The sequence below is a fragment of the Priestia flexa NBRC 15715 genome, assembly GCF_001591565.1.
Taxonomy (GTDB): Bacteria; Bacillota; Bacilli; order Bacillales; family Bacillaceae_H; genus Priestia; species Priestia flexa.
In genome coordinates this window covers 1-15,960 of record NZ_BCVD01000095.1, presented here as the reverse complement: position 1 = coordinate 15,960, position 15,960 = coordinate 1, and the positions used below count along the sequence as shown (strand labels likewise).

The 15,960-nt window shown below is 39.6% G+C and carries 16 protein-coding genes and 1 riboswitch; of the genes, 1 reads left to right on the top strand and 15 read right to left on the bottom strand.

The window, feature by feature from the left end:
• Positions 1-19 precede the first annotated feature (19 nt).
• Positions 20-325, bottom strand: coding sequence for a YerC/YecD family TrpR-related protein (locus tag BFL01S_RS14680; RefSeq protein WP_025909065.1), 306 nt, complete (start codon positions 323-325; stop codon positions 20-22).
• A gap of 121 nt (positions 326-446) precedes the next feature.
• Entirely contained in the window at positions 447-2,195 is a 1,749-nt protein-coding gene (locus BFL01S_RS14675) for an adenine deaminase C-terminal domain-containing protein (protein WP_061786137.1), read from the bottom strand.
• A gap of 83 nt (positions 2,196-2,278) precedes the next feature.
• Here BFL01S_RS14675 and BFL01S_RS14670 point away from each other — a divergent pair, with 83 nt between their 5' ends.
• A complete protein-coding gene (locus BFL01S_RS14670) occupies positions 2,279-2,524 on the top strand; it encodes a YgaP family membrane protein (RefSeq protein ID WP_025909067.1) in 246 nt (81 codons plus the stop codon).
• 37 nt (positions 2,525-2,561) lie between these two features.
• Here BFL01S_RS14670 and purD read toward each other — a convergent pair whose 3' ends face one another.
• The 13 genes from purD to BFL01S_RS14605 form a co-directional block, all read right to left on the bottom strand.
• Positions 2,562-3,836 carry a phosphoribosylamine--glycine ligase gene (purD, locus tag BFL01S_RS14665; RefSeq protein WP_061786136.1) on the bottom strand — a complete coding sequence of 425 codons (1,275 nt, stop codon included), beginning with the start codon at positions 3,834-3,836 and terminating at the stop codon, positions 2,562-2,564.
• Between the two features lie 13 nt (positions 3,837-3,849).
• Entirely contained in the window at positions 3,850-5,388 is a 1,539-nt protein-coding gene (purH, locus tag BFL01S_RS14660) for a bifunctional phosphoribosylaminoimidazolecarboxamide formyltransferase/IMP cyclohydrolase (protein ID WP_061786135.1), read from the bottom strand.
• A gap of 99 nt (positions 5,389-5,487) precedes the next feature.
• Positions 5,488-6,066 (bottom strand): phosphoribosylglycinamide formyltransferase, encoded by a 579-nt coding sequence (gene purN / locus BFL01S_RS14655; protein WP_025909070.1) that lies wholly within the window; start codon positions 6,064-6,066, stop codon positions 5,488-5,490.
• Positions 6,063-7,100: a phosphoribosylformylglycinamidine cyclo-ligase gene (gene purM, locus BFL01S_RS14650; RefSeq protein ID WP_025909071.1), complete on the bottom strand. Its 1,038-nt coding sequence runs from the start codon at positions 7,098-7,100 to the stop codon at positions 6,063-6,065. Before purM ends, purN begins: the two co-directional genes overlap by 4 nt.
• A gap of 26 nt (positions 7,101-7,126) precedes the next feature.
• Complete coding sequence (gene purF / locus BFL01S_RS14645) at positions 7,127-8,539, bottom strand: amidophosphoribosyltransferase (protein WP_061786134.1); 1,413 nt, start codon at positions 8,537-8,539, stop codon at positions 7,127-7,129.
• Positions 8,524-10,746 carry a phosphoribosylformylglycinamidine synthase subunit PurL gene (gene purL / locus BFL01S_RS14640; RefSeq protein WP_025909073.1) on the bottom strand — a complete coding sequence of 741 codons (2,223 nt, stop codon included), beginning with the start codon at positions 10,744-10,746 and terminating at the stop codon, positions 8,524-8,526. Before purL ends, purF begins: the two co-directional genes overlap by 16 nt.
• Positions 10,730-11,413, bottom strand: coding sequence for a phosphoribosylformylglycinamidine synthase subunit PurQ (gene purQ / locus BFL01S_RS14635; protein WP_061786133.1), 684 nt, complete (start codon positions 11,411-11,413; stop codon positions 10,730-10,732). The genes purL and purQ overlap by 17 nt, the downstream gene beginning before the upstream one ends.
• Positions 11,410-11,661, bottom strand: coding sequence for a phosphoribosylformylglycinamidine synthase subunit PurS (gene purS, locus BFL01S_RS14630; protein ID WP_025909075.1), 252 nt, complete (start codon positions 11,659-11,661; stop codon positions 11,410-11,412). The genes purQ and purS overlap by 4 nt, the downstream gene beginning before the upstream one ends.
• A gap of 7 nt (positions 11,662-11,668) precedes the next feature.
• On the bottom strand, positions 11,669-12,376 hold the full coding sequence (gene purC, locus BFL01S_RS14625) for a phosphoribosylaminoimidazolesuccinocarboxamide synthase (RefSeq protein ID WP_025909076.1): 708 nt from the start codon (positions 12,374-12,376) through the stop codon (positions 11,669-11,671).
• A gap of 74 nt (positions 12,377-12,450) precedes the next feature.
• Positions 12,451-13,743: an adenylosuccinate lyase gene (gene purB, locus BFL01S_RS14620; RefSeq protein WP_025909077.1), complete on the bottom strand. Its 1,293-nt coding sequence runs from the start codon at positions 13,741-13,743 to the stop codon at positions 12,451-12,453.
• Positions 13,740-14,885: a 5-(carboxyamino)imidazole ribonucleotide synthase gene (purK, locus tag BFL01S_RS14615; RefSeq protein WP_061786132.1), complete on the bottom strand. Its 1,146-nt coding sequence runs from the start codon at positions 14,883-14,885 to the stop codon at positions 13,740-13,742. Before purK ends, purB begins: the two co-directional genes overlap by 4 nt.
• Entirely contained in the window at positions 14,878-15,366 is a 489-nt protein-coding gene (purE, locus tag BFL01S_RS14610) for a 5-(carboxyamino)imidazole ribonucleotide mutase (protein WP_025909079.1), read from the bottom strand. The genes purK and purE overlap by 8 nt, the downstream gene beginning before the upstream one ends.
• A 133-nt stretch (positions 15,367-15,499) precedes the next feature.
• A riboswitch (purine riboswitch) is annotated at positions 15,500-15,602 on the bottom strand.
• Positions 15,603-15,685: 83 nt separating this feature from the next.
• Positions 15,686-15,889, bottom strand: coding sequence for an NETI motif-containing protein (locus BFL01S_RS14605; protein WP_025909080.1), 204 nt, complete (start codon positions 15,887-15,889; stop codon positions 15,686-15,688).
• Positions 15,890-15,960 lie beyond the last annotated feature (71 nt).

The following is a 15,960-nucleotide window of genomic DNA, read 5'->3' as shown; positions in this document are numbered from 1 at the left end:
GGGGTCAGTCCCGAATGTCTCACGCTTTTTCTTTATCATCTTGCAGGCGCTCTAATACCATTTGATACGCATCGCTACCATAGTTTAAGCAGCGTTTCACGCGTGAAATTGTTGCCGTACTTGCACCTGTTTCCGTTTCAATCTTATGGTACGTATTTCCTTCACGAAGCATACGTGCTACTTCTAAGCGCTGTGCTAATGATTGAATTTCATTAACCGTACACAAATCATCAAAGAATTGATAGCACTCTTCTATATTTTCTAAAGATAAAATTGCTTCGAATAATTGATCTAATTCTTTGCCGCGAAGTTTGTTAATTTGCATGTGCTGAAAACTCCTTTACACTAAACTTTCTATTCATTATCATTTATTCATGTTGTGTTTCATAAACAAAATTCCTGTCTTTTAAACGCTCTATTACAAAATGCTTTTACACTTTTATATTTTAACGCATTATTGACGGAAAAAGTACCTTTTTATTCATTACGTCATAAATTCCTGCCGGTGTCACTCGAATATAAGGTAAATGAGTAGATGAGAAAAAAAGAAGTGAATAGATTGGGTCTTCATGCTGATAGCCTCTTACTCTTAGCTCTTGTTTTAAATGCTCCTCTTGCGTCATTAAGACTTCCATTTTTGCAGTTGACATGCTTCCATTTAGAGTAAGCGGAAGCTCTGCAACGATTTTTTCACCCTCTGCAAGAGCAATGCCTCCACCCATTTCTTTCATTTTATGATAGGCGTATAGCATATCCTTTTTCGATTTTCCAATAAGAATAAAATCTCCCGTACTAGAAAACGAACTTGCTAATCCTTTAACATGCGTCGCAAAACCTTTCAACAGCGTGTTAATTCGCCATTTACCGTAGCGATCAATGAGCATGAAGAAACATTCATCATGGTTTGTATCTAAGCACTCATCCCCTACATTTAGTTGAATTGAGTAAGGCTCCATAATAACTGCGTTTTTCATATAAACACCCATAGGCATTGAAAATTGAAAGTCATCCATCTTAAGATTCCAGTTACAATCAAGCGGTTGAAATTGATACGAAGCCCAAGGGAAATATGTTTCGTTTTCTTTCTGTTCTTCTCCATTCTTTAAAACCCATTTTCCGCTTGAGAGAACGCTTACTGGTGTTGGACTTTCAGGGCCAGCGAGTAGATTAAGATTAGCTATACATCCAACGCCAATATGACCATGTAAGTGTTCAATATTATAATACCGTGCAATATTCGTAGAAACCATTTTATAGGCATCAATGATTGGCACGTGATGTTCAAGTGCTACCTTCACTAGCATATCTGAAACTCCGTCTGTATAAAAAGATGGTGGGGAACCATCCGTATTCATAGTCAAATGTTCATAATAACTGAGGTCTTCTTCATGTAGTTCATCCAAAATTTTCGGAAGGTCGGGACGAATGGAAGAATAGCGTAGCGATACATCATACCCTAATGACAGCCTTGAAAGAACATCTTTTCCACTCATAGCCTCGTGATCCGCATCTGCTCCAAGCAATTTCATCTTAACAAGCGTTCGTTCTGAAGCTCCTGGGAAATGTCCTTCAATATGCTTTCCTAGCCGCTTTGCTTCCTGGATCCAATGAAGCATAAGATCATCTCCATTTAGCAAGCGAGGCCAGCTCGTAAGCTCTCCTCCTTGTAGGACTGCATCATGATTTAACCACTTTTTAATATGGGCGTGAGAGAAAATCTCTGCTTCGTTTTCAAATTTCGTTTGAGAATCAAAGCGACACCACCAGTACATCGAATATGGTAGCGTTTTCATTTCTTCGATTAATGAAAATGCTGTTTCTGTATCTACTTGCATCATAAGCATTAAGTTATCGTTGATTAATGTGGTTGTGCCGTGCTTAGCCGCATACTGTGCAAAAGTATGGGGATTATATAATTGAAACGGATGCACATGAGGTTCAATATAGCCGGGCACAATGTACTGGTCGCGACAGTCAAACACTTCCGCAGATGAATCCAGCACAGCTGGCATTGCTTCACCAACGTACACAATGCGGTCGTTAACAATCCAAATGTTAGCTTTCATCCATTTATTTAAACGAGCATTTAAGTAGGTTGTTCCTTTTAATACAATCGTCGGGGATGTTTGATCACTCACAACCGAAAGCTGATTTCGAATTTGTCTATTTCTCCAACGATACATTCCTATCGACATGCGCTGTGCCTCCTTTTGGTTATACTGAATAGATTCCATTTACAAAATAACTTTTATTAATTTATGAGAAAAGGTGATGAAACATGAGACCAAATATTGGAATCATTAATGCTTTAATTCGACTTACGGTTGGCTTTACCCTGCTTTCTTTGGCAACCTCTCGTTTAACAAGACGCCCTTACCGGGATTCTTATTTATGGTTAGCTTTTTTGGCAGCAATGAAAATTGGTGAAGGAATTACGCGCTTTTGCCCTTTAGTATTTGCTTATGACAAATACCAAGAAGACCAACATGACTACACAGAGCGCCCACCGATTAACCCAAGTTAAAATGACCTAAATAAAAAGAAGAGCGAATGCTCTTCTTTTAGTTCTTTGATGCTTTTTCAAGGGCACGATATCCAATATCTTTTCGATAGAAGAAACCTTTTGCTACATCAATATGATTCATTTGTTTGTATACTTCTTCTTGTGCTTGTGAAAGTGTATCTCCTTTAGCTCCTACTAAAAGAACACGTCCTCCATTTGATACATATGTTTGGCCATCTAAAGCTGTTCCAGCATGGAAAACAAGCGCTTCTTTGTTGATCTTTTCTAAGCCGTAAATTGGATTTCCTTTTTCATAAGATTCAGGATAACCAGCAGCTGCTAACACAATCCCCATAACGGCTTGATTATCCCACTCAATTTCAACGTCTTCGTTGTTTAAAATGCGAAGTAAAACATCAACTAAATCGCTTTTCATTCGCGGTAATACAACCTGTGTTTCAGGGTCACCAAATCGAGCATTAAATTCAATAACCTTTGGACCTTGCGCTGTTTGAATGAGTCCAGCATATAAAATACCCGTATACTCACAGCCTTCTTCAGCTAACCCTTCTGCCATTGGTAATAAAATTGTTTGAACCGCTTTTTCTACTTCAGCCTCACTGATTTGAGGAACCGGAGAATAAGCACCCATTCCACCAGTATTCGGGCCTTTATCCCCGTCAAACGCACGCTTATGATCTTGTGCAATGACCATTGGATATACCTTTGTACCACGTACGAATGCCATTAATGAAAATTCTTCACCGTCTAAAAATTCCTCAACTACAACAGTGGCGCTAGCTTCCTGGAACTTTTGATCAACCAAGAAGTCATGAAGTGTTTCTACAGCTTCTTCAACAGTTAAAGCGACAGTTACCCCCTTACCAGCAGCTAAGCCATCTGCTTTAATAACAATGGGTGCACCTTGTTTTTCTACATACGCTTTTGCCTCTTCGTAAGACGTAAATGTTTCATATGCAGCGGTAGGAATCTCATACTTTTTCATTAATTCTTTCGCAAAGCTTTTGCTTCCTTCAATCATAGCTGCTTTTTTACGAGGCCCAAAAATCGGCAGACCCTCAGCCTCGAAGCGATCTACAATCCCTTCAATTAGAGGATTTTCAGGGCCTACAATTGTTAGTTTGATATCTCTTTGTTTTGCAAAAGCCACTAGCTCATCATGATTGCTTTCATCGATTGAGACAAGCGTTGCCACGTCACTCATACCTGGATTACCGGGAGCTACAAATACTTCATTTACAAGTGGGCTTTTGGACGCTTTCCATGCAATTGTATGTTCTCTTCCACCTTTTCCGATAACTAAAACATTCACGTTCTTCACCTCATTAATGTTTAAAATGTCTTAAGCCTGTAAATACCATTGTAATGCCGTACTCATCTGCTTTTGCAATCGACTCTTCATCACGAATTGAACCACCTGGTTGAATAATTGCTGTAACACCAGCTTTAGCTGCTGCTTCAACTGTATCTCCCATTGGGAAGAAAGCATCTGATCCTAAAGCTGATCCTTGTGCTTTTTCACCCGCTTGCTCAATTGCAATTTTCGCTGCCCCAACGCGGTTCATTTGTCCAGCGCCTACTCCGACTGTCATATCGTCTTTTGCAAGTACAATCGCATTTGACTTTACATTTTTCACAACTTTCCATGCTAATTTCAAATCTGCCCATTCTTTTTCTGTTGGCTCACGCTTTGTTGGAACAGAAACCGTAGCATCGTCAAAACCAAATACATCTTCGTCCTGAACAAGCACGCCGCCTTTTACAGATGTTAAGAAGGATTCTTTTTGTGCATTTTCATCAAGCTCTACTGTTAGTAGACGTAAATTTTTCTTCGCTGTTAATACATCAATTGCTTCCTGATCAAATGAAGGAGCAATAATGATTTCTAAGAAGATTTCTTTTAATTGAATAGCTGTTTCGCGATCAATTGGACGGTTTGCTGCTACAATACCACCGAATATTGATGTTGGATCTGCTTCGTAAGCTTTTTGATAAGCTTGAGCAATCGTTTCACCCACACCTACTCCACATGGGTTCATATGTTTGATGGCCACAACAGCTGGCTCCGAAAATTCTTTTACAATCTGAAGTGCTGCGTTCGCATCATTAATATTGTTATAAGATAACTCTTTTCCATGCAGCTGCGTAGCCGTTGCAATTGAACCTTTTTGCGTTAATGGTTTTTTATAGAAAGCCGCTTCCTGATGTGGATTTTCTCCGTAGCGTAATCCTTGAACACGCTCATACGTTACTGTTAGCTTTTCAGGAGTCTTTTCACCCGTAATATTTGTTAGGTATTCAGCAATTAACGCATCATAAGCTGCCGTATGACGGAATACTTTCGCTGCTAGGCGCTGGTTTGTTTCAAACGAAACGTTTCCATTTGATTTTAATTCTTCTACTACGGTCGCATAGTCAGTTGGATCGACAACAACTGATACCGAACGATAGTTTTTAGCAGCTGAACGAAGCATTGTTGGTCCACCAATATCAATGTTTTCAATTGCTTCAGCAAGCGTTACATCGTCTTTTTCAATTGTCTTTTTAAACGGGTATAAGTTTACAACTACAAAGTCGATTGGTGAGATATTGTGCTCTTTCATTTGTGCCTGGTGCTCTTCGTTATCGCGTAACGCTAATAAAGCGCCATGAACATTGGGATGTAGCGTTTTTAAACGGCCATCTAAAATCTCAGGAAAACCTGTTACTTCAGAGATACCAATTACATCAATGCCGTTTTCTTCTAGCGTACGCTTTGTACCGCCAGTCGAAATAATTTCCACTCCTAATTCCTTCAGTTCTTTAGCAAATGAAACAATACCTTCTTTGTCAGATACGCTAATAAGCGCGCGTTTTACTGTCATTTTGTAAACTCCTCCTGATTCGATCTCTCTTTTTATAACTTTCTTACACTATCACTCTACCATAGTAAAGCATTAAAACTTTTTTGACAACCCAGTCTATTATTTAACCACAAGCTGTTGAAACAGCTTGTTGAGTACTTGAGGATAAAACGTATGCTCAATCTCATGGATACGAGCTTCAACAGTCTCTCTTGTGTCTTCCTCATTTACACGAATTGCTTGCTGGTCAATAATCGGCCCCGTATCCATTCCTTCGTCTACAAAATGTACGGTAATACCAATAACCTTTACACCAGCATCAAATGCTTGCCCAATGGCATCCATGCCTGGGAACGCTGGTAATAATGAGGGATGAATATTAACAATTCGATTTTTATATGGTTGAAGTAATGTTGGACCAACTAAGCGCATGTAACCTGCTAATACTAGAAAATCTATGCTATTAGCCTGTAATTCGTTTAGAATTGCTTGTTCATAAGCTGCTTTATCAGGAAAGTCTTTAGGTGAGCAAACAAAGCACGGAATACCACATGCTTTTGCTCGCTCGATTACATACGCTTCTGGCTTATTACAAACCACAAGCTTAATCGTCGCCTTTAATTGACCCGATTGCGTTGCTTCGTATAGAGATTGAAAGTTGCTGCCGTTTCCTGAAGCAAAGACTGCAATATTCATCATCCAAGCACGCCTCCACTAAACTCTACCCCATTGCCTTCTGTCACGCGTCCAATCACAAACGCTTTTTCCCCTTTGCTTTCAATCGCATTGATGACCGCGTTCATTTCTTCTGGCTCTACCGCTAATACAAACCCAATTCCCATATTAAAAACTTCAAACATTTCTTTACGCTCTAAGCCACCATACTCTTGAAGGAAATCAAAGATTTTTGGAATTGGCCAAGAACCGTAGTCAATTTCTACTCCTAAACCATCTGGAAGCATGCGAGGAATGTTTTCAATAAACCCTCCGCCTGTAATATGGGCCATGCCTGCTACTTTTGCTGCTTCTAACGCTTGAAGCACAGGCTTTACATAAATTTTAGTTGGTGTTAAAAGCTCAAGGCCAAGAGCTTGATCAAATCCTTCATATACCTTTTGAAGATCCAGCTTTTGATCATCAACGATTTTCCGAACCAGTGAATAGCCATTGCTATGAATACCGCTTGATGAAATACCTACTAGTAGCTGTCCTGGCTTTACGTTCTCTCCAGTAATAATTTCCGATTTCTCAACCGCTCCAACTGTAAATCCAGCTAAGTCATATTCATCTTCCTCATATAACCCAGGCATTTCCGCTGTTTCACCGCCAATTAATGCACAATTTGACTGCTCGCATCCATCCGCAATTCCTTTTACAATTGCTTCGATTTTTTCAGGGACTGCTTTCCCACATGCAATATAATCCAGGAAATAAAGAGGCTCTGCACCTTGTACAACCACATCGTTTACACACATCGCTACAGCATCAATCCCGATAGTGTCGTGCTTATCCATTTGAAAAGCTAATTTTAATTTTGTACCAACACCGTCTGTTCCTGATACTAAAACAGGCTCTTTTAAGTTTAAGGAAGATAGATCAAACATTCCTCCAAATCCACCCACTGTGCCCATAATACCTTTACGCTCTGTTCGTGCAACGTGCTTTTTAATACGTGAAACGGCCTCGTAGCCTGCTTCTAAGTCAACTCCAGCTTGCTTATATGAATATGACATATTGTCACTCCTTTTTTACATTGAAACTAACAAGTTACTTTCTCATGTGGGTGTACGGTATCAGGATAAATTTCTGTTGGATATTTTCCTGTGAAACAAGCCATACACTGTCCACCATTTTCATAATCTCGACCGATTGCTTCAATTAATCCTTCATTGCTTAAGAACTCCAAAGAGTCCGCTTCAATTAATTCACAAATTTCTTGTACAGAGCGAGTTGCTGCAATTAGCTCGGATGAAGAAGATGTATCAATTCCATAGAAGCATGGATTTTTGATTGGAGGTGCACTAATACGAACGTGAACTTCTTTCGCTCCTGCTTCTCGTAGCATGCGAACGATACGGCGACTTGTCGTTCCTCGAACGATTGAGTCATCAACCATGACAACACGCTTACCTTCTACAATCTTACGCACCGGAGACAGCTTCATTTTCACGCCTTGTTCGCGCAGCTCCTGTGATGGTTGAATAAACGTACGGCCAACATAGCGATTCTTAATTAATCCTAACTCATACGGAATACCTGATTGCTCAGCAAATCCAATGGCCGCTGAAATACTAGAATCCGGAACACCAGTTACAACATCTGCTTCGATTGGAGATTCCATCGCTAGCTGTTTTCCTAGGTTTTTACGTGCTGAATGCACATTAATACCATCAATGTTACTGTCTGGACGTGAGAAATAAATGTATTCCATACTGCAAATTGCACGATTTACATTTAACGTAAAGCGCTCAGATTTTATTCCTTCATCATCAATAATTAACAATTCTCCAGGTTCTACATCACGTTCGTGAACTGCTCCTACAATATCAAATGCACATGTTTCTGATGCCACGACATAAGCATCTCCTAGACGACCAAGTGATAGTGGACGTAAGCCATTTGGATCTAAAGCAACCATCATGGCATCTTCAGTTAAAATAACAAACGCATACGCACCCTTTACCATGGAGAGTGCATTTTTTACTTTGTCTTTCATATCACTATAGCCACTACGCTTAATTAAATGTGCTAACACTTCTGTATCAGAGGTGGATTGAAAAATGCTGCCTTGATTTTCAAGTTGGTGCTTTAGCGCATTGGCATTTACTAAGTTACCGTTGTGAGCTAATGCAATGCTTCCGTTATGAGAGCGGAAGTGAAGGGGCTGAACGTTTTCAAACCCTCCACCTCCTGCTGTTGCATAGCGCACGTGACCGATTGCTGCTTTTCCTTGAAGCTGATTAAGTTCACCGTGGCCGAATACTTCATTTACAAGGCCAACGCCTTTTGCCACGCTGACTTTTTCTCCATTTGTAACGGCAATTCCAGCTCCTTCTTGACCGCGGTGCTGAAGGCTGTGAAGGCCATAGTAAGCGATTTGACTTGCATTTTCATGACCCCATATGCCGAATACGCCACATTCTTCGTTTAAACCTTTTATTTCAGCAAGCATGGAATAGCTCCTTTCCAAGCTTTCGTTAAGTCTTGAACAAATTGTTGTACAACTGCATTTCCTTCATGCTTAATTGTTAATTCTCCGTTTTCAGTTACGCGTCCCACTAGCTTAGCATCCGCAACAATACTCTCGAAAGCCTGTTGATTTTGTGGTGCTACTGTCACAATAAAGCGTGATTGTGTTTCACTAAATAACTCTGCTGTTAGGTCACCGTTCACCGTAACTTCTACTCCAAGCCCGCTACCATTCATTACTTTCTCTGCTAGGGCTACCGCAAAACCACCTTCTGCAATATCATGTGCAGATTGTACAGTTCCTTGACGGATTGCTTGAAGAAGCTGATCTTGACGTGCTTTTTCTACTGATAAGTCTAGAGCAGGCGATTGGCCAAATACCTTACCGCTTTCAATTACTTTTTGAAGCTCAGTCCCAGCAAATTCTGCTTTTGCTTCGCCAATTACATAAATTAAGTCTTCTGCTTGTTTGGCATACTGAGTTGTAATATGCTTCACATCGTCAATTAGTCCAACCATTCCAATAACAGGTGTTGGGTAAATTGCTTCACCTTTTGTTTCGTTATAAAGAGACACGTTACCACCGATTACTGGTGTTGAAAGCTGACGGCAAGCGTCGCTCATTCCGTCCGTTGCTTTTTCAATTTGCCAGAAAATTTCCGGCTTTTCTGGATTTCCAAAGTTTAAGCAGTCGGTAATTGCTAAAGGCTGTGCACCTGAACATACAAGATTGCGAGCTGCTTCGGCTACGGCAATGCGTCCACCTACTTCAGGATCTAGATAAAGATAGCGAGAGTTACAGTCGGTTGTCATTGCTAATGCTTTATTTGTATCTCGCACGCGTACAACGGCTGCATCAGAACCAGGTGATACAACTGTATTTGTACGCACTTGATAGTCATATTGATTATAAACCCACTCTTTGTTTGCAATCGTTGGTTGTTGTAAAAGCTTCACTAGCATATCACTATGATTGTCTACTGTTGGTGCGTAAGCAGGTTGAGCTTGAAACTCACGGTAATAAGCTGGCTCTGCTGATGGTTTGTGATACACAGGTGCATCTTCTGCTAACGCATCAACTGGCACATCCGCTACCACTTCACCTTTATGAGTTAAACGAAGGCGTTTGTCATCTGTTACGTGACCAACTGATACTGCTTCTAAACCGTAGCGCTCTACGATATCTACAATCTCTTGCTCACGGCCTTTTTCAACAACGATTAGCATACGTTCTTGTGATTCAGAAAGCATCATCTCGTAAGGAGTCATACCTGTTTCACGCTGAGGTACAAGATCAAGATTCATTTCGATACCAGAACCTGCTTTACTCGCCATCTCTGCTGATGAACTCGTTAAACCAGCCGCTCCCATATCTTGAATACCAACTAATGCATCACATTTAATTAACTCTAAGCATGCTTCAAGAAGAAGCTTTTCCATAAATGGATCTCCCACTTGAACTGCTGGACGTTTTTCATCTGATTGATCTGAAAGTTCCTCTGATGCAAATGTTGCTCCATGGATACCATCGCGGCCCGTTTTAGCACCGACATACATCACCGTATTGCCAACACCTTTTGCTTGGCCTTTTTGGATGTCTTCGTGGTTAATTAAACCTACACACATTGCATTAACTAATGGGTTTCCTTCATAAGAGTCTTCAAACTGAATCTCTCCACCCACTGTTGGGATCCCAACGCAGTTACCGTAACCTGCAATCCCTGCTACTACTTCCTCAAACAAATGACGAACTTTTGGAGACGTCAGCTCTCCGAATCGTAAAGAGTTTAACAGCGCAATTGGTCTTGCTCCCATTGAAAAGACGTCACGGATAATTCCACCTACACCAGTTGCTGCTCCTTGGTAAGGTTCAATGGCTGATGGATGATTGTGACTTTCAATTTTAAATACAACTGCTTGATTATCGCCGATATCAACAATCCCTGCGCCTTCACCTGGTCCTTGAAGTACTTTTTCACCAGTAACAGGGAATTTCTTCAAAACAGGCTTAGAGTTTTTGTAGCTGCAGTGCTCTGACCACATAACAGAGAATAACCCTGTTTCTGTGTAGTTAGGCGTACGACCTAATAATTGCTCTACATTTGCAAACTCTTCATCTGTTAATCCCATATCTCGATATAGCTTTTGCTCTTTAATTTGCTCTACATTTGGTTCAAGAAGTAACGACATTTTGTTCCCTCCACTGCTTTACGATTGATTGAAATAATTTTAGTCCATCTGCGCTACCTAGAATATCACTAACTGCTCTTTCTGGGTGGGGCATCATTCCTAATACATTTCCTGCTTCATTTGAAATTCCTGCGATGTTTTGAAGACTTCCATTTGGGTTATCTTCGTATTGGAAAAGGATTTGATTGTTTTCAACCAATTGTTGTAACATTTGTTCATCGCAATAGTAATTACCTTCACCATGTGCTACTGGAATTGCAATGATTTCGTCTTTGCCATAAGCATTTGTAAACATAGTTTCATTGTTAGCTACTTTTAAGTTAACGGTTTTACAGATAAATTTTAAATTTTCATTGCGACGCATAGCTCCTGGTAAAAGACCTGCTTCTAAAAGAATTTGGAACCCGTTGCAAACGCCTAATACAGGTTTTCCAGCCGCTGCTGCCTTTTTCACTTCATCCATTACGTTCGAAAAGCGTGCAATTGCACCTGAACGTAAGTAATCTCCGTATGAGAAGCCACCTGGTAACAGGATACCGTCATATTCGTCTAAAGACTTAGCATCGTGCCAAACATATTCTACTTCCTCACCAAGTTCATCTTTAATTGCATGATACATATCTACGTCACAGTTTGATCCTGGGAACACAATTACAGCAAATTTCACTGTACGACAACCTCCTCAACCTCGTAACGATAGTCTTCAATTACTGTATTCACTAAAAGCTTTTCACACATTTCTTTCACTCGCTCATCTAATGCATCTGTGCTATCAATTGTTAGCTCTAAGAACTTACCGATACGAACTTCTTGTACTTCTTCATAAGACATACGGTGTAATGAATTTTTAACGGCTACGCCTTGTGGATCTAGTACACTTTCTCTTAATGTGACAAATACTTTTACTTTATACATGGTTGGGTTATCCTCCGATTCGCTGTAAGATTTTTTCGTATGCTTCTGTTAAACCGCCTAAATCTCTGCGGAAAACATCTTTATCTAATTTTTCGTTTGTATGAACATCCCAGAAACGGCAAGTGTCAGGTGAAATTTCATCAGCCAAGATGATATCTCCTTGAGACGTACGACCAAACTCTAATTTAAAATCAACTAAGAAAATGTCTCTCTCTTTAAAGAAAGAAGATAATACTTTATTAATTTGAAGTGCTTGTGCTTTTAAGCTATCAATCTCTTCTTGAGTTGCAGCTTGTAGGAAAATGGCATGTTCGTCAAGGATTAACGGGTCTCCTAACGCATCATCTTTGTAATAAAGCTCTACAATTGGATTTTCAAATCGAATACCTTCTTCAACCCCAATGCGCTTAGCTAAACTACCGGCTGTTGCGTTTCGAACCACTACTTCAAGCGGAACGATTTCAACCTGCTTTACTGCTTGCTCATAGTCAGATAGTTGTTTTACAAAATGTGTCTGAATTCCTTTTTCATGAAGCATTGAAAATAGCAAACTACTAATTTGGTTATTTAACTTTGCTTTTCCTTCAATCTCAGCTTTCTTTTCACCGTTAAATGCTGTTGCTTCATTTTTGTAAGCAACCCACAGTACATCTTGTTCATTTGTTGCATAAATCTTCTTTGCTTTTCCTTCGTAAAGTAGCCCTTGCTTTTCCATGCTGACACCTCTATATCCAGAATATTCTGATACCCATTTTTGCAGAAAGGCAAGGACTTACCTTGCCTTTTTTATTAAAGACCTAAACGTTCAAAAATCATATCTACACTTTTCAGATGATGCGTATGATCGAAGCAGTCATCAATTTCTTCTGCTGTTAAATGTTTTGTAATGCGCTCTTCTCCTTCGATTAGAGAGCGGAACGGGACTTGTGTTTCCCAAGCTTCCATCGCTTTAGGCTGAACTAGATCATATGCTTCTTCACGAACCATACCTTTGTTAATTAACGTTAGTAACACGCGCTGTGAATAAATTAAGCCGAGCGTACGATCCATATTGCGCTTCATGTTGTCTGGGAATACCGTTAAGTTTTTCACGATGTTTGCAAAACGATTTAACATGTAGTTCAGTGCAATTGTTGCATCTGGTAAGATAACGCGCTCTGCAGAAGAATGTGAGATATCACGTTCGTGCCAAAGTGGTACGTTATCATAAGCTGTTACCATGTATCCTCGAATTAGTCGTGCTAACCCCGTCACGTTTTCTGAACCAATTGGGTTACGCTTATGCGGCATAGCTGATGATCCCTTTTGACCTTTTGCGAAGTATTCTTCTACTTCACGTGTTTCACTCTTCTGAAGGCCACGAACTTCTACTGCAAACTTCTCAATTGAAGTTGCAATTAACGCTAGTACAGACATATAGTGTGCATGACGATCACGTTGTAGAGTTTGTGTAGAGATAGGAGCTGGCGAAATACCAAGTTTTTCACATACATACTTTTCAACAAACGGGTCGATGTTAGCAAACGTTCCAACTGCTCCAGACATTTTCCCAAACTCTACTTCAGCAGCTGCTCGCTTCAAACGCTCTAAGTTACGCTTCATTTCTTCGTACCATAACCCCATCTTTAAGCCAAATGTTGTTGGCTCTGCGTGGACACCGTGCGTACGACCCATCATAACCGTATATTTATGTTCTTGTGCTTTTTCTTTTAATACCTCAATAAAGCGCTCAACGTCGTTTACTAAAATATCGTTTGCTTGTTTAAGTAGGTAAGATAAAGCTGTGTCCACAACATCTGTAGAAGTTAAACCATAGTGTACCCACTTACGCTCTTCGCCAAGTGTTTCTGATACCGCACGAGTAAACGCAACAACGTCATGTCGTGTTTCAAGTTCAATTTCATTGATTCGATTAATATCAAAAGATGCATTTTCACGAATTAGCTTTACATCTTCTTTTGGAATGTGTCCTAATTCAGACCATGCTTCACAAGCTAAAATTTCAACTTCTAGCCAAGCTTTAAATTTATTCTCTTCAGTCCAAATTGCTGCCATCTCTGGTCTTGTATAACGTTCAATCATATTGTTAATTCCTCCGTTCTTTCCCATATTCCCAATGATTCGGCTTTTTCTACCGCCTCATCTATCTTATCAGCTAATACAGTAATATGTCCCATTTTTCGTTTATGTTTCGGAACTTTTTTTCCGTACAAATGAAGGTGCATATCGTCTAAATATTCGATTTTTGCCATTGTTTCTTCAATATGCTCTCCTAATAGGTTAACCATAACAGCAGGTTTTAACAATGTTGATTGAACTAGCGGCCAGTTACAAATCGCTCGAACGTGCTGCTGAAATTGCGATAAGCTGCAAGCATTGATTGAATAATGTCCGGAATTATGTGGTCTTGGTGCTAATTCATTAATATAGAGATTGCCTTCTTTTGTTAAGAACATCTCAACAGCAAGAGTCCCAACTAAGTTTAGGCCTTTTGCAATTTCTTTTGCATATTCAATTGCCGTTTGCTCTTGGCTAGCTGTAATACGTGCTGGCACAATGGTTTGGTGTAAAATATGATCTTTATGAATGTTCTCAGCAACTGGTAAGCATACAATGTCGCCTCTCATATTTCGGTGAACGATTACAGAAACTTCTTTATCTAAGTTCATCCATTGTTCTACGATACATTCAGACTGTGATAATAATCCTTCTGCTTCAACTACGTCATGACTGCTTTTTAAAAGAACTTGCCCTTTGCCGTCATAGCCTCCTCTACACGTTTTTACTACGCAAGGATAGCTAATCGTCTCGACAGCCTTTAACACCTCTTCTTTATTCTTCACAATGGCATACTGAGGTACGTTTAGATTTAGATTAGTAATCATTTCTTTTTCTAAACGACGATTTTGAGTAACTGCTAATAAACGACTTCCTTGTGGCACATAACATTTCGTTTCTAACCACTTCATCATCTCAACATCAACGTTCTCAAATTCATATGTGATTACATCTGAAACTTCTGCAAGTCGTTCAATTGCCTTTCGATCGTCATAGGCACCAATCACTTTAATATCAGCTACTTGACCACATGGAGAGTCTTCTGTAGGTTCTAAAACAGCTATATAGTAACCCATTTCCTTAGCAGCTAGGGCAATCATTCTCCCTAGCTGGCCTCCGCCAACAATCCCTATTGTTTTTCCTGGACGTATAAGAACATTAGACAAGTTGATCACTGCTTTCTAATACGGATAATCGAATTGATTCTCTTCTCTCATCTAGCTGTTTACTAATGCCCGAATCTGATGTACCTAAAATTTGAGCTGCAAGCAAGCCTGCATTTGTTGCTCCTGCTTTGCCGATTGCTACTGTTGCGACCGGAACACCTCCGGGCATTTGAACGATGGACAGCAATGAATCTAAGCCATTCAAGTTACTTGATTTAACCGGTACACCAATCACAGGCAATACTGTTTTTGCAGCAATCATACCTGGTAAATGTGCTGCTCCCCCTGCTCCTGCGATAATAACTTGAATTCCTCTTTCCTTTGCTGTTTCGGCGTATTCAAACATATAATCTGGAGTTCTATGTGCCGATACAACTTTCTTTTCGTAAGCAATATCTAATTCTTCTAAGATGTCACAAGCATGTTGCATTGTAGACCAATCTGACTGACTTCCCATGACAACAGCAACTTTTACATTCATAGATAAAAGCTCCTTTTTTAATTTATAAAAAAAGCCTAGAATGATGTGATTTCCAAAAGGAAAGTCACAATCACTCTAGGCTTTATTAATTCGTACCTTTACTATAAGTTGCAGGATACGAATAGTTAATCCTAATTGATTGTTCTTTCCTCATAGTCCAATAATTTACGGTTATTGGGTAGAAACTCTCAGGCCATATTCCTGAATATTATATGAGGTTTCGTTTCTCTTATTTGCAACTTAATGATAACAGCCAACCATGAAAAAAGTCAACTCAAAAATCGAATATTTAACTTTTAATTTTTAATAATGTTCGTGTTTAAAGTGATTTTCCTTCAAATATGATTTGTTGCTTTACAGGAACATGCTCTTTAACCCCATTCTTGACCGTTTCTTCAAAGATAGGCTTTTCTATTCTTCTCACTGGCATATAGCCATCTTTTTTCATACGATCTAAACAATCAGCAATCGTTTCATTTTCACCTACTTCATACATAGCTTTTTTCTTTTTCTTCTCACTCATAGTAAAATCTCCTTTTTATTCGAGAATATAGAAAAAAGGCTAGTCATTTGACTAGCCTTTTTTCGCTGTTG